This window comes from Chelatococcus sp. CO-6, assembly GCF_001271345.1.
Taxonomy (GTDB): Bacteria; Pseudomonadota; Alphaproteobacteria; order Rhizobiales; family Beijerinckiaceae; genus Chelatococcus_A; species Chelatococcus_A caeni.
Window position 1 is genome coordinate 1,516,506 of the sequence record NZ_CP012398.1, and the last position, 21,298, is coordinate 1,537,803.

Annotated in this window: 15 protein-coding genes and 1 riboswitch; of the genes, 10 read left to right on the top strand and 5 right to left on the bottom strand. The window is 71.3% G+C overall.

Annotation, left to right across the window (positions count from 1 at the left end):
- Positions 1 to 190: 190 nt before the first annotated feature.
- Positions 191 to 1,030: an ABC transporter substrate-binding protein gene (locus AL346_RS07145; RefSeq protein WP_019403182.1), complete on the bottom strand. Its 840-nt coding sequence runs from the start codon at positions 1,028 to 1,030 to the stop codon at positions 191 to 193.
- A gap of 384 nt (positions 1,031 to 1,414) precedes the next feature.
- Positions 1,415 to 1,608: riboswitch (cobalamin riboswitch) on the top strand.
- A 33-nt stretch (positions 1,609 to 1,641) separates the two neighbouring features.
- Here AL346_RS07145 and AL346_RS07150 point away from each other — a divergent pair.
- The 5 genes from AL346_RS07150 to AL346_RS07170 all read left to right on the top strand — a co-directional run bounded on the left by AL346_RS07150 (position 1,642) and on the right by AL346_RS07170 (position 8,260).
- Positions 1,642 to 3,618 carry a TonB-dependent siderophore receptor gene (locus AL346_RS07150; protein ID WP_026015616.1) on the top strand — a complete coding sequence of 659 codons (1,977 nt, stop codon included), beginning with the start codon at positions 1,642 to 1,644 and terminating at the stop codon, positions 3,616 to 3,618.
- A gap of 4 nt (positions 3,619 to 3,622) precedes the next feature.
- The gene (locus tag AL346_RS07155) at positions 3,623 to 4,666 is read left to right on the top strand and encodes an iron ABC transporter permease (RefSeq protein ID WP_019404911.1); all 1,044 of its coding nucleotides are present in this window, start codon (positions 3,623 to 3,625) and stop codon (positions 4,664 to 4,666) included.
- On the top strand, positions 4,666 to 5,469 hold the full coding sequence (locus AL346_RS07160; protein ID WP_019404912.1) for an ABC transporter ATP-binding protein: 804 nt from the start codon (positions 4,666 to 4,668) through the stop codon (positions 5,467 to 5,469). The genes AL346_RS07155 and AL346_RS07160 overlap by 1 nt, the downstream gene beginning before the upstream one ends.
- A 91-nt stretch (positions 5,470 to 5,560) precedes the next feature.
- A complete protein-coding gene (locus AL346_RS07165; RefSeq protein WP_019404913.1) occupies positions 5,561 to 6,199 on the top strand; it encodes a TetR/AcrR family transcriptional regulator in 639 nt (212 codons plus the stop codon).
- A gap of 93 nt (positions 6,200 to 6,292) precedes the next feature.
- Positions 6,293 to 8,260, top strand: coding sequence for an SDR family NAD(P)-dependent oxidoreductase (locus AL346_RS07170; RefSeq protein WP_019404914.1), 1,968 nt, complete (start codon positions 6,293 to 6,295; stop codon positions 8,258 to 8,260).
- Here AL346_RS07170 and AL346_RS07175 read toward each other — a convergent pair.
- The 4 genes from AL346_RS07175 to AL346_RS07190 all read right to left on the bottom strand — a co-directional run bounded on the left by AL346_RS07175 (position 8,187) and on the right by AL346_RS07190 (position 13,739).
- A complete protein-coding gene (locus tag AL346_RS07175) occupies positions 8,187 to 9,116 on the bottom strand; it encodes an NAD-dependent epimerase/dehydratase family protein (protein WP_019404915.1) in 930 nt (309 codons plus the stop codon). The genes AL346_RS07170 and AL346_RS07175 overlap by 74 nt on opposite strands.
- On the bottom strand, positions 9,113 to 10,144 hold the full coding sequence (locus tag AL346_RS07180) for a hypothetical protein (RefSeq protein ID WP_019404916.1): 1,032 nt from the start codon (positions 10,142 to 10,144) through the stop codon (positions 9,113 to 9,115). Before AL346_RS07180 ends, AL346_RS07175 begins: the two co-directional genes overlap by 4 nt.
- A gap of 102 nt (positions 10,145 to 10,246) precedes the next feature.
- On the bottom strand, positions 10,247 to 11,113 hold the full coding sequence (locus AL346_RS07185; protein WP_156332713.1) for an MBL fold metallo-hydrolase: 867 nt from the start codon (positions 11,111 to 11,113) through the stop codon (positions 10,247 to 10,249).
- Between the two features lie 76 nt (positions 11,114 to 11,189).
- Complete coding sequence (locus AL346_RS07190; protein WP_019404918.1) at positions 11,190 to 13,739, bottom strand: ABC transporter ATP-binding protein; 2,550 nt, start codon at positions 13,737 to 13,739, stop codon at positions 11,190 to 11,192.
- Between the two features lie 223 nt (positions 13,740 to 13,962).
- On the opposite strand from AL346_RS07190, the gene AL346_RS07195 reads away from it, so the two are divergent.
- From AL346_RS07195 to polA, 5 genes are all read left to right on the top strand, one after another.
- Entirely contained in the window at positions 13,963 to 15,591 is a 1,629-nt protein-coding gene (locus tag AL346_RS07195; RefSeq protein WP_019404919.1) for a GMC family oxidoreductase, read from the top strand.
- Positions 15,592 to 15,691: 100 nt separating this feature from the next.
- Positions 15,692 to 16,270, top strand: coding sequence for a Yip1 family protein (locus tag AL346_RS07200; protein ID WP_019404920.1), 579 nt, complete (start codon positions 15,692 to 15,694; stop codon positions 16,268 to 16,270).
- 62 nt (positions 16,271 to 16,332) lie between these two features.
- The gene (locus AL346_RS07205) at positions 16,333 to 16,827 is read left to right on the top strand and encodes an MmcB family DNA repair protein (protein ID WP_040405712.1); all 495 of its coding nucleotides are present in this window, start codon (positions 16,333 to 16,335) and stop codon (positions 16,825 to 16,827) included.
- A gap of 122 nt (positions 16,828 to 16,949) precedes the next feature.
- Positions 16,950 to 18,005 (top strand): acyltransferase family protein, encoded by a 1,056-nt coding sequence (locus AL346_RS07210; RefSeq protein ID WP_026015617.1) that lies wholly within the window; start codon positions 16,950 to 16,952, stop codon positions 18,003 to 18,005.
- A 111-nt stretch (positions 18,006 to 18,116) separates the two neighbouring features.
- Positions 18,117 to 21,125, top strand: coding sequence for a DNA polymerase I (polA, locus tag AL346_RS07215; protein WP_053193465.1), 3,009 nt, complete (start codon positions 18,117 to 18,119; stop codon positions 21,123 to 21,125).
- Positions 21,126 to 21,298 lie beyond the last annotated feature (173 nt).

A 21,298-nucleotide genomic window follows, 5' to 3' on the forward strand; every position in this document is an offset into this window, starting at 1 on the left:
GAGGTCCGTGGGAGGGTGGATCGTGCCGTCCGAAGTCGGATTTATCCGACTTCGGCTTTTTAGGTGCCGAACTCGGGCTTGCCCGACTTCGACATTTGGAAACCGAAGTCGGGCGAGCCCGACTTCGCGGCGCCACCTCCCCCGTACGGAGGAGGATCAACGCGTGCGCCGATCTTAAAGTCATCATGCTTCAACGCTCCCCGTTGACCTTGGCGCGCACCTCGGCGGCGAGTGCATCGATGGCCGCCGGCGTCGAGGGCCCACCGCAGATGGTGAGCCGGTCCGGGAGGAACAGGCGCCGCTCGGGCGGCAGCACGCCGGCGAGCGCCGGGTGGACGAGGAAGGCCGTGCCGTTGTCGATGGCGCGAGCATCGGCCTCGTCCATCACCACAAAGTCCGGCGGGTCCATGACGAGCTGCTCGAGGCGCACGAGGCCGCCCTGCGGCAGGCCGAGGCGGGCCTGCATCGGCTGAAGGCCCATATGGCCGAGGAGTTCCGCGACGAGCGAGCGCTCCCCCGGCACGTAACCGCGCCGGTAGAGGACGAGGACGGTGGCCGGGCGCCGGGCGAGGCCTTTGGTGCGCGCGAGCGCCGCCTCGATCTCGGCGGCAAGCGCCGCGCCGCGCTCCGGATGGCCCAGCCGGGCCGCGACGGCCGTCAGCTGCTCGCGCCCCCCGGCGATGTCGCGCCAGGGATCGAGCACCATCAGCGGCACGCCGTGGCGCTCCAAAAGCTCGCGCTTGACGCGCGTGCCGTAGCGGCCGCTGAGCACGAGATCCGCCTTGCCGACCAGGATCTCCTCGCCCGTGCCGCCATTGACCGGAAGGTCGCCCACCCGGCCCGCGAGGAAGGAATAATCCGCATCGCGCGACAGGGGACTGAGGGAGGCGATCTGTCCGCGATCGGCCAGCGCCAGCAGGAGCTGGTCGGCGCACAGGTTGAGCGAAACGACCCGCGCCGGAGGCGCTTCGGCGTAGCGGGCAACGGACGGCGCGGTTTCCGATCGGCCGGCCGCGGCGAGGCGCACCATATCCCCCTCCCCCCGCTTGCGGCGGGGAGGGGTTAGGGGTGGGGGCCGGCGGGTGCAGGCCGGAAGCCTTCCGGGCCGACGGACACGCCACCTGCAATCGTCGAACGCCCGCCGGCGGAACCGCCCCCCACCCCGGCCCTCCCCACCACTGCGTGGGGGGAGGGAGGAGAGAGGCGCTCCGGCTCGCTGCTGCCGGCAGCCGGCGCAAGGCCGAGCCCCGTTGCAAGCACGATCGCGAACGCGACAGCCGTCCTCATATCCCTCATGTCCTTGCCCGCCCTTTCGGGCGCAATCTCGGCCGCAGCCTTACGGCGCTCCTTGCGCCGGCGCAAATGCACAGGCGGTGCATCCGTTCCGCATGCTTGCGGCCGAGCCGCGGTCTGCGTAAAGAGGCCCTGCGTTGGTGCCCCGCCGCAGCGGGGTGAAACGGGAACACGGTGCAAGACCGTGGCTGCCCCCGCAACTGTGAGCGGCGAGCGGCGATTCGACGAAGCCACTGGGGCCATCGGGCACCGGGAAGGCCGAATCGCAGCAGGGACCCGCAAGCCAGGAGACCGGCCAGCGCGCGAGGCAACCCTGACATCCGCCGGAGGGGCGGAATGGAGGTTTTCATGGCCGGTTCCGCCGGCCGTCGGACGCTCTCCGGCGGTATGTTCCTTTTGTCTTCCCTCACCCTTGCCGCCACCGGCGCCGCCGGCGACGAGATCACCCTGCGCGAGATCGTCGTCACGGCGACGCGCGGCCCGCAGGCCATCGCCCGCAGCGGCAGCGCCGTCACCGTCATTACCGCCGAGGAGATCGCCCGCTCCGGCGCCCGCACGCTCAACGACGCCCTGCGCCGCGTGCCCGGCCTCGACCTCACCGAGAGCGGCGGCACCGGCGCCACCACCTCCGTGCGCCTGCGCGGCGGCGAGCCGGGCCAGACCCTGGTGCTGATCGACGGCGTGCGCGTCAACGACCCGTCCACCGGCAACGGCCAGTTCGACTTCTCGCTGCTGGTGCCGACCGGCATCGAGCGCATCGAGGTGCTGCGCGGCCCCCAATCGGCCCTCTACGGCTCGGACGCGATGGGCGGCGTCGTCAACATCATCACCCGCAAGGGCCGCGGCGAGCCGCGCGCAGCGATCGCCGCCGAGGGCGGCAGCTACGGCAGCAGGGGCGTCCAGGCCGCCGTGTCCGGCGGCGATGCGCGCTTCAACTATGCCGTCTCGCTCAACGGCTATGACACCGCCGGCTTCTCGCGCTGGGGATACCGCATCGGCCGCCTCCGTGCCCAGCACCCGTGGCCGCTTGAGGCCGACGGCACACGCCGCTTCGGCCTCTCCGCGCGCTTCGGCTTCTCGCCGAGCGAAGACGTCGCCTTCGACGTCGGCGGCTCGGCCTATGTCAATGCCACGCAATACGACGCGGCCTTCGGAGCCTTTCCCGACACTCCGTCGTCGAGCGTCCAGCGCCTCGGGCAGGTCCATGCCAGGGCGACCGTCCACGCCTTCGACCGGCGGCTGAAGAACACCTTCCTCGTCTATGCCAACCGCACCGAGCGCGACTATCGCTCCATCAGCTATTACGGCGGCACGGCAGCGCCGGTGACGGACTGGTCGAAGGACGGCTATGTCGGCGGGCGCGTCGGCGCCTCCTATCAGGGCGATCTCTCGCTCGATGCCTTCGGCCTCCTCACCTTCGGCGGCCAGGTCGAGCGCGAGACGCTGACGAGCACGAGCGAGGCCGTGCTGCCGGTGCCCGGCCCGCGCACGACGCTCGACGACGCCGCCCAGACCACCCGCTCCCTCTTCGCCCTGCACCAGATCACCCTCGCCGAACGCCTGAACCTGTCGCTCGGCGGGCGCATCGACGACATCGAGGGGGCGGACCGCTTCGCCACCTGGCGCGCCACCCTCGCCTACGACATCGCCGAGAGCGACACGGTGCTGCGCGCGAGCGCCGGGACGGGCGCCAAGGCCCCGACGCTCTACCAGCGCCTCGATCCGCTCTACGGCAATCCGGCGCTCAGCCCGGAGCGCTCCTTCGGCGTCGACGCCGGCATCGACCAGAAGCTGTTCGACGGCCGGCTCACCCTCTCGGGCACGCTCTTCCTCAACCGTTTCCGCGACCTCATCAACTTCCAGAGCGATCCGTCCTGCCGGCCGGACCAGGCGTTCGGCTGCTACGTCAACGTGGCGCGGGCTCAGACGAGCGGCTTCGAACTGGCGGCGAAGGCCGAGCTCATCCCCGGGATGCTCGGGCTCGACATCGCCTATACCAACCTTGTCGCCATCGACCTCACCACCGACCTCAGGCTCGCCCGCCGGCCGGAGAACACGGCGCGCATCGGCCTCACTTTGACGCCGGCGCCGGGCCTCGTCATCGCGCCGGCGCTCGTTCTCGTCGACGCGCGCTATTCCGCGGCGCACGAGAAGGACAGGCTCGCGCCCTATGCCCGGCTCGACCTCTTCGCCTCCTATGAGGTGTCGGAGCGCGTGTCGCTCTTCCTGCGCGGTGAAAACCTCACCGATGCGCGCTATGAGGAGGTGAAGAACTACGGCACGGCGGGGCGCTCGCTCTACGCCGGCCTCAAGGCCAGCTGGTGAGGCGATGGACGGCGTAGGGGGCAGGGACATCGAGGAAGACGCGGCCCGCCGCCCGGGTCGCTGGCTGGTGCCGGCGCTCGTCGTCGTCCTCCTCGTCCTTTGCGTCCTGTCGCTCATGCTCGGCCCGGCGCGGCTCACGCCGGCCTTGGTGATCGAGGGGCTCTTCGGTGACGGCGGCGGCGCGGGCGTCGTCGTGCGCGACATCCGCCTGCCGCGCACCTTGCTCGCCGTCATCATCGGCGCGACGCTCGGCCTTGCGGGCGCCGCCCTGCAGGGCCTGCTGCGCAACCCGCTCGCCGCTCCCTCCGTCTTCGGTGCGCCGCAGGCGGCGGCGCTCGGGGCCGTCGTCGTCATCTATTTCGGCTATGCGGAGGTCTATTCGCCCGCCCTGCCGCTCGCCGCCATCGCCACCTCCTTCCTGTCGGTGCTCGTCGTCATCCTCATCGCCGGCGAGACCGCGAGCCTCGTCGTCCTCGTGCTTGCGGGGCTTGCCATCTCGAGCCTCGCCGGGGCAGCGACCTCGCTCGCCATCAGCCTGTCGCCCAACGCCTTCGCCGTCACCGAGATCGTCTTCTGGCTCATGGGCTCGCTGGAGGACCGGACCATGCGCCACGTCGCGCTCGTGGCGCCCTTCGCGCTTCTCGGAGCCGTGCTCCTCCTCTCCCAGGGCGGGGCGCTGCGCACCCTGGCGCTCGGCGAGGAGGCCGCCCGCAGCCTCGGCATCGACGTGCGCCTGCTGCGCCTTGCGGTCGTCACCGGGGTGGCCGTCGGCGTCGGCGCGAGCGTCGCGGTCGCCGGCACCATCGGCTTCGTCGGCCTCGTCGCCCCGCATATCGTGCGCCCGCTCGTCGGCCACGACCCGCGCCGCACGCTCGTGCCGGCAGCGCTCGCCGGCGCAGTGCTGCTGACGGCGGCCGACTGCGCCGTGCGCGTCATCCCCTCCGCCACCGAGGTCAAGCTCGGCGTGCTCACCGCCGTCGTCGGCGTGCCCTTCTTCCTCTACATCATCGTGCGCCGCCGGGCGGAGCTGACGGGAGCGCCGGCATGATGGGCGCCGCCCTCGCCGCCCGCGCCGTCGCCGCGCGCCTCGGCGGCCGGCAGGTGCTCGCCGGCGTCGACCTGACCCTTTCTCCCGGCAGCCTCACCGCCATCATCGGCCCGAACGGCGCCGGCAAGACCACCTTGGTGCGGGTGATGGCCGGCCTCGTCACGCCCGAAGCGGGAACGGTGCTCTTCGGCGAGCGGCCGCTCTCGGCGCTCTCGGCCCGCGAGCGCGCCCGCGCCGTCGCCTATCTGCCGCAGGGCGGCACCGTTGCCTGGCCGCTGCCGGCCGCCGACGTGGTCGCCTTGGGGCGTGTGCCGCACGGCGGCGGACCGGGAACGGGCCGGATCGACCCCGCCGTCGCCCGCGCCATGCGCGCCACCGACAGCGAGGCCTTCGCCGGGCGGGCCGTCACCACCTTGTCGGGCGGCGAGCGGGCGCGCGTCCTGCTCGCCCGGGCGCTCGCCGTCGAGGCGCCGGTTCTCATCTGCGACGAGCCGGTCGCCGCGCTCGATCCGCGCCACCAGCTCGCGGTGATGGGCGTGCTCGCCGCCGAGGCCCGGAAGGGCCGCGCCGTCGCCGTCGTCATGCACGACCTCGCCCTCGCCGCGCGCTATGCCGACCGGGTCGCGATCCTCGCCGAGGGGCGCCTCGCCGCCGCCGGCACGCCGCGCGAGGTGCTGACCCCGGCCATGCTGGCCGCGGTCTTCGGGGTCGCCTCCTTGCGCGAGGAGCGGCCCGACGGGCTGCTCGTCCTGCCCTGGCGCCCGCTCGCGCCCGAGCCCGGGCCCCTTCCGCCATCCGTTTGACGAATGACGGGGAACGTCATACCTCTAATCGACACGCCCGGTCCCGACAGCGGGACGGGCCTTCTGGTTCGAGAGAAGTCGATCATCTGCCATGACGGACGGCAGCCCAAGCCCGGACACCACCCGCGAGCGCATCATCGCCGCGGCAGAACAGCTCTTCCGCGACATCGGCTTCCAGAAGACGACCGTTGCCGACATCGCCAGGACGCTCTCCATGAGCCCGGCCAACGTCTACCGCTTCTTCGCCTCCAAGAAGGACATCAACGAGGCGGTGGCCGAGCGCATGACGGGCCGCAAGCGCAACCGGATCGAGGCCGTCGCGAAGGAGCCCGGCACGGCGCGCGAGCGCATGCGCCGCCTCCTGACCGAGATGCACGTCATGATGGCGGAATTCGCCGATGCCGACGCCAAGATCCAGGAGATGGTGGCCGTCGCCATCGCCGAGAGCTGGAGCGTCATCCATAACCACATCCGCGACCTCGACACGATCATCGCCAATGTGGTGCGCGAGGGCATCGCCGAGGGCGAATTCTCGGATGTGGATCCGGAGGTGGCCGGCCCCTGCGTGCGCGCGGCGATGACACGCTTCTGCCATCCGAGCGTGCTCGTGATGTGCCGTGACATCCCGCAGCCGACCCTCGACGAGCAGATCGACTTCATCCTTGCGGCCCTCGGCGCGGGGCGGCAGGGGGCACCCCGCCGTGCCGGCGAGACGGCCCGGACATCGTGAGCCGGCCACGGCTCCGGCCGGCGAGGCGCGTTGACAAACCGTCCCGTCAGGCTGATACCCCCGCAGACATCCACTAAGAACGGCTCCAGATTCTTGGCACAGCTCCTGGCGAAGAAAACGCTGATCATCGCCCACGACCTCGGCGCGACCGTCCTTGCGGTCCTGCTCGCCTTTGTCGTGCGCTTCGAGGACCCGCAGCTCAGCGAGCGCCTGGCGCTGCTGCCGCACGTCCTCCTGGTCTTCATGCCGCTCGCCGCCGTCACCTACTGGTATTTCGGCCTCTACCGCTCGCGCTGGCGCTTCGCCTCGCTGCCCGACCTGTCGAACATCTTCAAGGCGGTCACGCTTCTGGCGATGACCCTCCTCGTCGGCGACTACATCCTCGCCTCCTCGGGCTTCTACGGCTTCTTCTTCTTCGGCAAGATCACCATCGCGCTCTACTGGGTGCTGCAGATGTTTCTGCTAGGGGGGCCGCGGCTCGCCTGGCGCTATCTGAAATACGCCCAGTCGCGCCACAGCATCGAGCGGCATGAGGCCACCGCCTCCCTCGTCCTCGGGCGCAGTGCCGAGGTGGAGGTCGCGCTGCGCGCCATCGAGAGCGGCGCCTTCTCGAAGATCTCGGCCAAGGGCATCCTGTCGCCGCGCGAGTCGGACCTCGACCAGGCCATCCGCGGCGTACCGGTGCTCGGCACCTTCGCCGATCTCGAGCAGGTCATCGCCGATCTTGCCGAACGCGGCGTCAACGTGCGCCGCCTCGTCATGACGCCGAGCGCCATCAACGCGCCCGAGGCCGACGCCCTGCTCGCCCGCGCGCGGCGCCTCGGCCTGCCGCTGTCGCGGCTGCAGGGCCTCGACGAGGAAGGCCTGCGCGACCTCACCCTCGCCCCTGTCGACATCGAGGACCTGCTGCTGCGCCCGACGGTGGAGATCGACAAGGCGCGCCTCGCCCGCTTCATCCGCGGCAAGCGCGTGCTGGTGACCGGCGGCGGCGGCTCCATCGGCAGCGAGATCTGCGCCCGCGTCGCCGCCTTCGGCGCCGATGCGCTCTATGTGCTGGAGAGCTCGGAGCCGGCGCTGCACGCGGTGACCGAGCAGCTCGCCGTGCTCGACGCGCCGACGCGGATCGAGGGCGGCATCGCCGACGTGCGCGACCGCGAGCGCATCGAGCATCTCTTCCGCCAGTTCGCGCCCGACGTCGTCTTCCACGCCGCGGCCTTGAAGCACGTGCCCTATCTGGAGCAGGACTGGAGCGAGGGCATCAAGACCAACGTCTTCGGCTCGGTGAACGTGGCCGATGCCGCCGTCGCGGCCGGCGTGCGCGCCCTCGTCATGATCTCGACCGACAAGGCCATCGAGCCGGTCTCCATGCTCGGCACGACGAAGCGCCTCGCCGAGATGTACGCCCAGGCCCTCGATGCCGAGACGGCCGCGAACGGCGGCAGCGGCACGCGCCTCATCGCCGTGCGCTTCGGCAACGTCCTCGGCTCGGTCGGCTCGGTCGTGCCGAAGTTCAAGGCCCAGATCGCCCGCGGCGGCCCCGTCACGGTCACCCATCCGGACATGGTCCGCTACTTCATGACCGTGCGCGAGGCGGCCGACCTCGTCCTCACCGCCGCCTCCCATGCCGATGCCGAGGGCCGCACGGCCACCGGCGCCGGCCGCCGCGCCGCCGTCTATGTCCTCAAGATGGGCCAGCCGGTGCGCATCTACGATCTCGCCCAGCGCATGATCCGCCTCGCCGGCTTCGAGCCCGGCGTCGACATCGACATCGCCGTCACCGGCGTGCGCCCCGGCGAGCGCCTGCACGAGATCCTCTTCGCCCGCGAGGAACCGATGACGGAGACGGGCATCGACGGCGTCATGGCGGCCGAGCCGGTCTTCGCCGACAAGGCGCGCATCGCCGGCTGGCTGGCGCGGCTCGAGGAGGCGGCGCACGCCTACGACCGGGCGCGTGCCGAGGCGGTGATGGCGGAGGCCATCCCCGAGTTCAGCCGCCGGCAGCCCCCAGCCGCCGCAGGCCTTCCGGCGTCGTCAGAGCAGGTCGCCAGCCGAGCGCCATGAGGCGGCCCGGCTCGACGACGAGCGAGCCGGCCAGCCGCTCCAGCATGCCCTGCCGGCCGGCGAGCCGCAGCAAAGCCGCGATCCACCGCTCGTCGATGTCGACGAGGCCCGGGCGCCGCCCCATCCCGGCCCTGAGCGCCGTGATGATCTCCGGCAGCGAGACGGGCGCCGCATCCGCCACCAGCATGGATCCCGACAGCGGGCCGGGCTGCGCCAGCACATGGACGATGGCACCGGCGAGGTTCTCGACGGCCAGGAGCGAGCGCCGGGCGCCGAGCCCGGCGAAGGGCAGCGGCAGCGGCAGGCGCGCCAGCCTGACAAGCGCCCCCATGTTGCCCGCGACGCCCCGGCCGTAGACGAGCACGGGCCGCAGCGCCACATGGTCGATGCCGCGCTCGGCAAGGCCACGCTCGGCGGCGAGCTTGGAGCGGCCGTAAGGATCGACCGGGGCCGGCGCGTCGTCGTCGCGCAGGGTCGCCGGCGCGCTCGCCCCGCTCTGGGCGCGGACGGAGGACAGGAAGACGAAACGGCGCACGCGGCCGGCGGCGGCATCGGCGAGCGCCAGCGTCGCATCGGTATTGACCGCCTGGTAGCGCGCCTCCGGAACGCCCGGCCCCACATGGGCGATGCCGGCGCCGTGCACGACGGCCTCGACGCCGGCGAGCGCCGGCGCCCAGTCGACCGGTGCGGCGAGATCGCCGATGACGAAAGGCTCGCAGCCGGGCGGCGCGCGCCCCGCATCGCGCACGGCGGCGCGGACCGCATGGCCGGCCTCGCGCAGGGCCGCGGCCACGTGCCGGCCGACGAAGCCCGAGGCTCCGGTGAGGAGGACGGTGCCGCCTGCGCCCGCCGTCATGCCGGGGCCATGCCCGCGCGCGGGCGCGAGAAGCGCAGCAGCACGAAGCCGACGCCCGCCGCCCCGAGAGCGACGAGGGCCGCCTGAAGCGCCGGAGAGGTGACGCCCAGCGAAACCGCCGCCAGCAATGCGAGGAAGAGATTGAGGGCCAGCACCTGCCCGACGACGGCCGGCACCGAATAGCCGTTGTCGGTGGCGCGCTGGTAGAAGTGGCTGCGGTGCGCCTGCCACACGCGCTCGCCGCGCGCGAGTCGCCTGAAGAGCGTCAGCGTGGCGTCCGCCAGGTAGTAGAGCGGCAGGAGGACGGCGGCGGCGAGCCCGCCATGGGCGGCGAGCACGAGCAGCAGATAGCCGGCGATGAGGCCGATGGGCAGCGAGCCGACATCGCCGAGGAAGAGCCGGGCCACCGGCCGGTTGAACGGGGCAAAGCCGAGGAGGCCGCCGAGCAGGGCGGCCGCGAGCACGCCCTCCGCCGGCGGCAGGAAGCCCGACAGGGCGAAGGTGGCGAGCGCGGCGCACAGCGGCGCGAATTCCGCCACCGTCATCAGGTCGAGCCCGTCCATGAAGTTGACGAGATTGACGAACCAGACCCCGGCGAGCACCAGCAGGGCCTGCTCGAAGCCGAGGGGCAGCCAGTCCGGCCCGATACGCACCACGTTGGTAGCTGCGACGACCACCAGCCCGACGGCGGCGAACTGCGCGCCGAGACGCGGCAGCACCGGCAGCGGGCGGATGTCGTCGAAGGCGCCGAGCCCCGCGAGCACGACGGCCGCGAGCGCGACGGCGAGGAGCGCGGCACCGGCACCGGCACCGAGCGGCGGCAGACCGATCGTGACGGCGGCGGCGCCGGCCGCGAGCGCGGCGCCCAGCACGGCGATGCCCCCGCCCTGCGGCGTCGGGATGCGGTGGCTCGAGCGCGCGTTGGGCCGCGCCAGCGCATAGCGCTGCAGCAGCGGGCGCAGAAGGATGATGGCGAGCCCCGCCAGGAGGGCAGCGCCGAGGCAGGTGGTGGCGAACAGCGCCGTCACGTCGCGCTCCGGATCACGAACCGATCCCGCTCTCCGGCGGGCGGCGCGACAATAGCCGATGGTGGCGCGGCCGCAAGCGGCGGGGCGGGCGGACGATCCGGCTCAGGCGGCGACACGCGCGGCAGCGAGGTGGACCTCCTGCCCCTCGCGCGCCACGAAGGAGCCGGGCAGCATGGCGGCGAGGCGCCGCTCCATGTCGGCGAGATCGGCATCGGTGTGCCAGGGATGGACGTGGAAGGCCGCGAGCCGGCCGACGCCCGCCGCCCGGCAGAGCGCGACGCCCGCATCGCAGGTCGAATGGCCCCAGCCGCGGCAGCGGCAATATTCGGCTTCCGTATACATGGCGTCGTAGATGACGAGGTCGGCGTCGCGCACGAAGGCGAGCAGCTCCTCGTGCGGCCAGGGGCCGAGCTCGTCATGCTCGATGTCGCTGACGTAGCAGACGGAGCGTCCGCCGTGATCGAAGCGGTAAGCGGTGGCACCGGACGGGTGCTGCAGCGGACAGGTGCGGACCTTGAGCCCGTCGTCGAAGGTCAGCGTCTCGCCGGCATGGAAGCCGACGTGCTCGATGGTCGCCGGCAGCTGGGCGAGCGTCACCGGAAAGAGCGGCGGCGCGAACAGCCGGTCGAGCTCCGCCTCGGCGCTCTCGCCGTCGAGATTGCCGCAGTGCAGCCTCAGCGTCGTGCCCTTCATCAGAGCCGGCCGGAAGAAGGGCAGGCCGATGACGTGGTCGAGATGGAGGTGGCTCAGGAGCAGGTCGATATGCGCCGGCGCATCGGCGCCGAGCGTCTGTCCGAGGCGGGTGATGCCCGTGCCGGCGTCGATGACGAACAGCCGCTCGCCGCAGCGCACCTCGACGCAGGCCGTGTGACCGCCGAACGTGCACACGTCCGGTCCCGACACGGGATGCGAGCCCCGGACGCCCCAGAAGCGGACGCTGAGATCACTCTCGGTCGGTTTGTTGTCCATAGCCATCCGCTATTTCTACCTTAGAAAAACCGCAAACGACGTGCGCTAGCGCACATGAAGGTCACGATTCGGAGGGTCATGATCCATCCGCCATTTCCGTCTCCGCCCGGGGCAGCGCCAGCCCGGCGCGCGAGAAATGGACAGTCCTGTCGAGGCAATCCTCGGGCAGGCCCGGCGGCAGCACGGCGACGAGGCTGCGGTTCTCGAGCCCCTGGCGCAAGCGCCCGATCAGCGCCTCGGCGTCGCTTCGCGTCATGCCGTCGAAGATGTGGCTGACCACGAGCACCTGCGGCTCGCGCGCCAGGCAGCGGATGAGATCGACCAGCCGGTCCGGCACCGGCGAGACGAGCCCCTTGCGCGGGCCGACGCGGGCGGAGAGCCCGAGCCGCAGCACCTCGGCGTCGAGGTCGAGCGAGGCGAGCACGCGCCGCACGGCGGCATGCACCCGCTCCTCCGCCCCGGCGATGTCGTAGGCCACGCGGCCGAAGAGCAGGTTGTCGCTGAGCGAGGCGGCGCTGCACAGCCGCTCCGCCTCCCAGAACTCGATGGCCGGCGCAAGACCCGGCGGCAGCAGACGGGCGAAGGTGCGCCGGGCGGCGACGAGGCGCGCCTCCAGCGCCTCGTCGAGCAGGCCGAGGCGGTGCCGCGTCTCCACATAGCGCAGGGCGAGCGCGATCAGGAGATCACGGTCCTCGGCCTGCTCGCTGCGCCGGCGCTGGGCGCGGCGCGCGATCAGCCCTTCGTAGCGGCCACGCTCCTCGGCGCTGAAGAAGGAGAAGCGCTCGATGAGGGCATTGTCGTCCGGGATGCCGGCGAACATCTCCACCATCTGCGTGGCGATGGCGAGGCCCATCTCGGTCAGCGGCCGCGTCAGATCCTCCGCCTCCAGCACCGCCCTGAGGAAGGGGTTGCGGGCGAGACGCCGCTCCTCGAACGTGTCACCCACGGGCACGCCGAAGAGGATGTTCTCGGCCACCGTGCCGTGGCGGTTGTAGCGCTCGGCGGCAAACGGATCGACGAGATCCTCGGTCCCGTCGGAAGCGAGCTCCTCCCTCACTGCCCGCCGGGCATCGGCGATGAAGGGGGCGAGGCGCGCCGCCGCATGGGCGCCGACGGCCCCGTTGAGCCCGAGGCTGTAGACCTCGGCATCGACCCCGACGAGCTTGAGCGCGGCGATGAGCCGGGCATCGCACGCATCCTTGTCCCGCGTCAGGTCCGGCGGCACGCCGTAGGTCAGGTTGTCCCTGAGGCTGCCGTCCAGCATCACGGGATCGGTCCCGGCAAAGGCGATGACGGCCGCCCTGTAGCCGTCGGACATCTCGCCGACGTCGACGCCATCGAAGAGGACGCGCCCCTCCGTGGGATCGAGCGCCCCGCCGAGGACGGCCGCGAGCACGTCCGCCCCCGAGCCCGGCGGCCCGGCAAGGGCGACATGCGCCGGCAGGTCGAGTGTAAGGTCGACGCCCTCGAGCCTGTGGCCGGAATGCGGGTCGAAGGCCGTGAGCCCCTCGACGCCGACACGCTGCGGCGAGGGCTGCGGCAGGCGCGCCGCGCGCCGGCGCCGCTCGCCACGCGCATTGAGGCTGCCAACGGCCCGGGCCAGCTCCTCGAGGGCCGCCCGGCCCTCGCGCTGCCCGGCAATCCAGCGCGTGAGCGCATCGACCGGCCGCAGCATCAGGAAGGCGGCGAAGAGCGCGGCGACGAAGCCCCCGGCGGACAGCACCCGCTCGGCCGCGAGATTGCCCGCGATGACGATGAACAGCGCCGGAAGGCCGTAGCGGACGATGGCGACGAGCGCCTGCAGCCCGATCTGGCGCCGCGCCTGCGCGACCTGCCGGGCGGACAGCCGCGCCAGCATGGCGCCGAAACCGGCGAGCTCCGCCTCGCCCGTGCCGTGAATGCGGATGGCGGGCAACCGGCGGGCCGCCTCCTGGGCCATGCGCCCCGATTCCCGGTCGCCGTCGCGCGCGACGAGGCCGAGCGCAGCCCTTGCCTCGTCGAGCGGCCGCATCAGGACGGCGGCAGCGATGGCCCCGCCGAGGAAGAGGAGCCCGATGGACAGGTGCTGCGCGAAGCCGAAGGCGAGGATGACGAGGATCTCCGGGCCGACGCTGAGCGGCACGGCAAGCGCCTCCCGGAGCACCGGCGCGAGCCGGCCGACGCCTTCGCCGATCTGCCGGGCTGCCGCCTCCGCCTCGTCCCGCGCCGAGGGCCGGGCCGTGACGATGCGGCCGAAGATATCCTTCCTGAGCCCGTTCGTGGCGCGGCTCGCTGCCGTCGCAGCAAGAAGGGAGACCAGCGCCCTGAGCCCCACCTGCAGGAGGATGAGGGCAATGAGCGTTGCGATGGCCGCCGCCATATAGGCATCGCGGCCGAGGAGAATGCCCTCGGACACGACGACCTCACCGCCGCCGAAGACCGCGGGCAGCCCGAAGGCGAGGCGCAGGAACGGCGCCTGCGCGTCGATATCGGCGAAACGCCCGCCGATGAGGACGTCGTCGATCAGGGTCGCCAGCACGACGAGAAAAAGAAGGACGGCGACCGCCAGGAGGAGGCCGACGAGGGCGATCACCAGATTGAGGCCGCGATTGCTGCGCCAGGCAAGTCGTAGGGGATCGCGTTCCATGGTTCTCCGGCGGCCTGTGGCGGGCCGCGGTGCGGCAACCCGTGGCGACGACCCTACTGACGTTTCGCGAAAGTTTGAACAGCTTTTGCAGGAAGATGGCCGGGCGCGGTGCGGCGAGCCGACATGCGGTCTGGCCAAAGCATCACCGCAGCATGACTTGCCATGAGCCGCCGCGCCGTGTCCTTCTGCACATCAAGAAACGGCAAGGCTTGGGGAGGATGGCGTGGCACCTGCGAGCGATGAGGGGGAAACCTTCGACTACATCGTCGTCGGCGCCGGCTCGGCCGGCTGCGTGCTCGCCAACCGCCTGTCGGCGGACCCGAAGCGGTCCGTCCTCCTCCTGGAGGCCGGCGGCCGCGACAACTGGGTATGGTTCCACATCCCCGTCGGCTATCTCTTCGCCATCGGCAATCCGCGCGCCGACTGGATGTTTCGCACGGAGGCCGTGGCCGGCCTCAACGGCCGCGAGCTCGCCTATCCGCGCGGCAAGGTCATCGGCGGCTGCTCCGCCATCAACGCCATGATCTACATGCGCGGCCAGGCGGCGGACTACGAGCGCTGGCGGCAGATGGGCCTTGCCGGCTGGGGCTGGGACGACGTCCTGCCCCATTTCCTGTCGATGGAGAACCACGTCGCCCCACCCAATGCGCTGCACCGCAGCGGCGGGGAATGGTGCGTCGACTATCCGCGCATGCGCTGGGACCTGCTCGACGCCGTGCAGGACGCCGCCGAGAGCCTCGGCATCCCCAAGGTTGACGATTTCAACACCGGCGACAATTTCGGCTCCTCGTACTTCCAGGTGAACCAGAAGAACGGCCGCCGCTGGAGCGCGGCGCGCGGCTTCCTGAAGCCGGTCCTCGGCCGTCGGAACCTTCGTCTGGAGACGGGGGTGCACGTGGAGCGCATCCTCGTCGAGGACGGCCGCGCCACCGGCGTCGTCTTCTCGCGCGGCGGCGAGCGCTTCACCATGCGCGCCCGCGGCGAGGTGGTGCTCGCCGCCGGCGCCGTCGGCACGCCGCAGTTGCTCGAGGTGAGCGGCATCGGCGATGCGGCCCGGCTCGCCGGGCTCGGCATCGCCCCCGTGCGCGACCTGCCGGGCGTCGGCGAGAACCTGCAGGACCATCTGCAGCTCCGCCCCATCTTCAAGGTCTCGGGCGTGCGCACCCTCAACGAGGACTATGCGCGGCTCGCCAGACGCGCCGCCATGGCGCTCGAATATGCCCTCTTCCGGCGCGGGCCGCTGACCATGGCTCCCTCGCAGCTCGGCATCTTCACCCGCTCCTCGCCGGAGTACGAGACGCCGAACCTGCAGTTCCACATCCAGCCGCTGTCGCTCGACAAGTTCGGCGACCGGCTGCACCCCTTCCCCGCCTTCACCGCGAGCGTCTGCAACCTGCGCCCGACGAGCCGCGGCTCGGTCCATGCGAAGAGCCCGGAGGCGCGCGTGCCGCCGGCGATCGCGCCGAACTACCTCTCCACCGAGGAGGACCGGCGCGTCGCGGTCGATGCCATCCGCCTCACGCGCCGGCTCGCCGCCGCCCCGCCGCTCGCCCGCTTCTCACCCGAGGAGTTCAAGCCGGGAACGCATCTGGCGAGCGACGAGGAGCTCGCCGGCGCGGCGGGCGATCTCGGCACCACCATCTTCCATCCCGTCGGCACGGCGCGCATGGGCCGCGACGACGATCCGCTGGCCGTCGTCGACGCGCGGCTTCGGGTGCGCGGCATCGTCGGCCTGCGTATCGCCGATGCGTCGGTGATGCCGACTATCACCTCCGGCAACACCAACTCGCCCACCATGATGATCGCCGACAAGGCGGCCGCCATGATGGCCGAGGATGCGCGCACCGCCTGACCGGGCGCGACCCCGGCCGGTTTCCGCCCGGGCGTTTCCGGCATATGTTGCGTCGTTTCGCCGCGGCTGGAAGCCGCGGCCTCCGCGAGGGAGATGGCACATGGGGCTGGTCGACAGGGCAAGGAACATCATCGTCACGCCGCGGACCGAATGGCCCGTGATCGCGGCCGAGGGGGGCACGGTCGGCGACATCTACCGCAACTATGTCGTTCCGCTCGCGCTCATCCCGGCCGTCTGCGGCTTCATCGGCATGTCGGTGCTGGGCTTCAGCATGGGCGAGGGCCGCATGCGCTTGCCCTTCTTCAGCGGCCTCGTGATGGCTGCCCTGCAGTTCGGGCTCGGGCTCCTCATCGTCTACCTCGTGGCGCTCGTCATCGATGCGCTGGCCCCGCGCTTCGGCGGCCGCAAGGGCATGCTCCCTGCCTTCAAGCTGGCGGCCTATTCCTACACGCCGGCCTGGCTGACCGGCGTCTTCCTCCTCGTGCCGGTGCTCGGCTTCCTCGCCATCCTCGGGCTCTACGGCATCTATCTGCTCTATGTCGGGGCGCCGCGGCTCATGGGAGTGGCGGAGGGCAAGGCCGGTCTGTTCACCGCCGTGGTCGTGATCATCGCCCTCGTCATGAGCTTCATCCTGTCGCTCGTGATCGCCTCCTTCATGCCGATGCCTGCCATGATGTGAGACCAAAGCTGTGCGAAGGCAGGGACCGACGGGCGGGAGAGTGATAGCGATGAGTGACGCCAATGGGTGACTTGGCCTCCCGGGTGGACAGCGTCCTGGTGCTGCCGGAGGACGGGCGCCAGTCGCCGGTCGCGCTCGCCGTGCAGCGCGGCGTGCGGCGGCTCTTCGCCGGCCTCGGCCAGGTGACGGTGACGGAGCTCACCCTCGCCTCGGGGCGCCGGGCCGACGTGGTGGCGCTCGCCCCTGACGGGCGCATCACCGTCGTCGAGGTCAAGTCGTGCCTCGCCGACTTCCGCACCGATGGCAAATGGCAGGACTACCGGGCCTATTGCGACCGCCTGTTCTTCGCCGTCACCGACGACTTCCCGCAGGAGGTGCTGCCCGAGGCGACGGGGCTCATCGTCGCCGACCAGTACGGCGCCGCCATGCTGCGCGAGGCGCCCCTCCATCCGCTGCCCGGCGCCCGCCGCAAGGAGGTGACGCTGCGCTTTGCCCGCGCCGCCGCCTCGCGCCTCCACGCCGCCTTCGATCCGGAAGGCGCGCGCGGCATCATCTGAGGTCCTCTCCGCCATCCGGCACGAGGCTTGCTGGACAAAGCCCGGAAGAGAGCGCACGCCGGCCGCCAGCCTGGCCGGCGTCGCATTGCGGGACAGGGCGTGCCATAACGGGAGCAGCCAGCATGACGTCGCCATTGCCGACCGGTGAGCGCATCGCCTGGGTCGATGCCGCCAAGGGCATCTGCATCATCCTCGTCGTCATGATGCATGCGACGCTCGGCCTCGGCGAGGCGGTGGGCCGCGAGGGCTGGATGCACGAGGTGGTCGCCTTCGCCAAGCCCTTCCGCATGCCCGACTTCTTTCTCGTCTCCGGCCTCTTCCTCGCCCGGGCCGTTGCGCGCGACTGGCGCACCTTCGCCGACCGGCGCATCGTGCATTTCCTCTATTTCTACGGGGTCTGGTACGTCATCCAGTTCGCGATGAAAGGCTGGGGCCTCGCCGGCGGCGACCCGGCCGAGCTCGTCCGCCTCTTCGCGCTCGGCTTCATCGAGCCCTTCGGCACCCTGTGGTTCATCTACATGCTCGCCGTCTATTCGGTGGCGGTGAGGCTGCTGCGCCGCCTGCCGCCGGCCGTGCTCCTCGCCGGCGCCGCCGCGCTGCAGATCGCCCACGTCGAGAGCGGCTGGCTCGCGATCGACGCCTTCGCCGCCTATTTCGTCTATTTCGCCGCCGGCTACGTCCTCGCCCCACGCGTCTTCGCCATCGCATCCTGGGCGGGCAACAATGCGCTGCCGGCGCTCCTCGGGCTCGGCCTCTGGGCCCTCGTCAACGGCTTCGCCGCCTTCGCGCCGAGCGGGGTGAGCGGGCACGAGACGATTGCCGCCCTGCCGGGGGTGAGCCTCGTCCTCGGCCTTGCCGGCGCCGTCGCCATCACGGCCGCCGCCTCGCTGCTCGTCGCGCGCGGCCTCGCCGGCCCGCTGACCTATTGCGGCGAGCGCTCCATCGTCGTCTATCTCGCCTTCTTCCTGCCGATGGCGGCGATGCGCGTCCTCCTCGTCAAGACCGGCCTCGTCGACATCATCGGCGTCGGCTGGGGCGCCGCCCTCGTGACGGCGGCGGGCGTCGTTACGCCGCTCGTCTTCGAGCGGCTGATCCGCGGCACGGTGCTCGACATGCTCTTCGTGCGGCCGCGGGCCTGCCACATCGCCGCCCCGGCGCGTCTCGCGCCGGCCGGCTGACGGCCGTTTTCCCCGGACGGCGAGCGAAACGGATCGCGAACGCGGGCGAGGCGTGGCATAGTCCCGCCCCGACCTTACCGGCGATTCCCGAGAAGCACCCGTCCGAGAGCCATGTCCGAGCAAGCCGCCCCCGCCGTTGCCGTCCACGCCGCCCGTGCGCTGAAGCCGGGCGACCACGTCTTCCTCGTCGACGGCTCGTCCTTCGTCTTCCGCGCCTATTTCCAGTCCATGAACCAGGACCGGAAGTACAACTACCGCTCGGACGGCCTGCCCACCGGCGCCGTGCGCCTGTTCTGCACCAAGCTGTTCCAGTTCATCCGCGAGGGCGCGGTCGGCATCACCCCGACCCATCTTGCCATCATCTTCGACAAGTCGGAGCAGTCCTTCCGCAAGGAGATCTATCCGCCCTACAAGGCGAACCGGCAGGAACCGCCGGAAGATCTCATCCCGCAGTTCCCGCTGATGCGCGAGGCCGTGCGCGCCTTCGGCCTCAAGCCGGTGGAGCAGGACCGCTACGAGGCGGACGACCTCATCGCCACCTATGCGCGCGAGGCGACGGAGGCCGGCGCCGACGTGCTCATCATCTCCGCCGACAAGGACCTGATGCAGCTCATCCGGCCGGGCGTCGCCATGTACGATCCGGCCTCCGGCACCCAGTCGAAGGGCAGCTTCCGTCCCGAGCGGCGCATCGGCCGCGACGAGGTGCTGGAATATTTCGGCGTCGAGCCGCAGAAGGTGGTCGACGTGCAGTCGCTCGCCGGCGATTCGACCGACAACGTGCCCGGCGCCCCCGGCATCGGCATCAAGACAGCCGCCCAGCTCATCGGCGAATACGGCGACCTCGACACGCTCATCGCCCGCGCCGGCGAGATCAAGCAGCCCAAGCGGCGCGAGACGCTGACCAACCCGGACATCGTCGAGCAGATCCTCGTCTCCCGCCGGCTCGTCTCGCTCGTCGACAACGTGACCGTCGAGACGCCGCTGACAGACCTCGCGCTCGTGCCGCCGGAGCCGCAGAGCCTCGTCGCCTTCCTGAAGGCGATGGAGTTCACCACCATCACCAAGCGCGTCGGCGAGCTCTACGAGATCGACATCGCCGCCGTCGAGCCGGACGCCCGCCTCGCCGCGCCCGGCGCCGGCCTCGGCTGGAGCCCCGGCGAGACGGCCGAAGGCCCCGCGTCCACGGCCCCCTCGACGGCGCCCGCCGGGCCGGGCGACGAGCTCCTCGTCCCGGCCGCCCTCGTCGCGAGCCGCGCGGCCGAGGCGACGGCCCCGGTCGACCGCAGCACCTACGAGACGGTGACGAGCCTCGCGCGTCTCGACGAGTGGATCGCCGAGGCACGCGAGCGCGGCCACGTGGCCGTCGACACGGAGACGAACTCGGTCGATGCCATGCAGGCCGAGCTCGTCGGCTTCTCGCTCGCCACGGCACCCGGCAAGGCCTGCTACGTGCCCCTGCAGCACCGCGACGGCGACGACCTCTTCGGCAACGGCCTTGCCGCCGGCCAGATCCCGCTGCGCGAGGCGGTGGCGCGGCTGAAGCCTCTCCTCGAGGATCCTTCCGTCCTCAAGATCGGCCAGAACCTGAAATACGACTGGCTCATCTTCGCCCGCCACGGCATCACGCTCGCGTCCTACGACGACACGATGCTGATCTCCTATGTCCTCGATGCCGGCCGCAGCTTGCACGGCATGGACGCCTTGTCGGAGAAGCATCTCGGCCATACGCCCATCGCCTTCTCGGAGGTCGCCGGCTCCGGCAAGGCGCAGGTCACCTTCGACAAGGTGGCGATCGACAAGGCGACCGCCTATGCCGCCGAGGATGCGGACGTCACCTTGCGCCTGTGGCTCGCGCTGAAGCCGCGCCTCGTCGCGGAGGGCCGCACGAGCGTCTACGAGACGCTGGAGCGGCCGATGGTGGCGACATTGGCGCGCATGGAGAGCCGCGGCATCGCCATCGACCGCACCATCCTCTCGCGCCTGTCCGGCGACTTCGCCCAGAAGCTCGCCGGGCTCGAGGAGGAGATCTACGCCATCGCCGGCGAGCGCTTCACCATCGGCAGCCCGAAGCAATTGGGCGACATCCTCTTTGGCAGGATGGGCCTGCCCGGCGCCAAGAAGACCAAGACCGGCCAGTGGGCGACCGGCGCCGGCGTGCTGGAGGACCTCGCCGCCGAGGGCCACCCGCTGCCGTCGAAGATCCTCGACTGGCGCCAGCTCGCCAAGCTGAAGTCCACCTACACCGATGCGCTGCCCGGCTACGTCAATCCCGAGACGCATCGCGTGCACACGTGCTTCTCGCTCGCCGCGACCACGACCGGGCGCCTGTCGTCGTCGGAGCCGAACATCCAGAACATCCCGGTGCGAACGGAAGAGGGGCGCAAGATCCGCACCGCCTTCGTCGCCGCGCCGGGCACCAAGCTCGTCTCGGCCGACTACAGCCAGATCGAGCTGCGCGTCCTCGCCCATATCGCCGACATCCCGCAGCTGCGGCAGGCCTTCGCCGACGGCATCGACATCCACGCCATGACCGCCTCCGAGATGTTCGGCGTGCCGGTGAAGGGCATGGACCCCCTGGTGCGCCGGCGCGCCAAGGCCATCAACTTCGGCATCATCTACGGCATCTCGGCCTTCGGCCTCGCCAACCAGCTCGGCATCCCGCGCGAGGAGGCCTCGGCCTATATCCGGAAATATTTCGAGCGCTTCCCCGGCATCCGCGACTACATGGACGAAACCAAGCGCTTCTGCCGCGAGAACGGCTATGTGACGACGCTCTTCGGCCGCATCTGCCATTACCCGCAGATCAAGTCCTCCAACCCCTCCGAGCGCGCCTTCGTCGAGCGCCAGGCGATCAACGCCCCGATCCAGGGCACGGCCGCCGACATCATCCGCCGCGCCATGGTGCGCATGGACGAGGCGCTGGAGAAGGCCGGCCTTAGCGCGCGCATGCTGCTGCAGGTGCACGACGAGCTCGTCTTCGAGGTGCCGGAGAGCGAGGTGGACAGGACGCTGCCGGTCATCACCCACGTGATGCGCGAGGCGCCCAACCCCGCCGTGGCGCTCGCCGTGCCGCTCGAGGTCGAGGCGAGGGCCGCGGGCAACTGGGAAGAGGCGCATTGAGCAGCGTCGCGAACGCTGCCAGCTGAGCGCCGCCGCGCGCCAGAGGCCATACGGCGGTTCGGCTGAAGGGGCAGAAGCGGGGCGAAAGGACCGCTCCCGTCCGTCATGGCCGGGCTCGTCCCGGCCATCCACGCCCTTCAGCCTGATGCCCGTGTTGGGGCGAGGATGCCCGC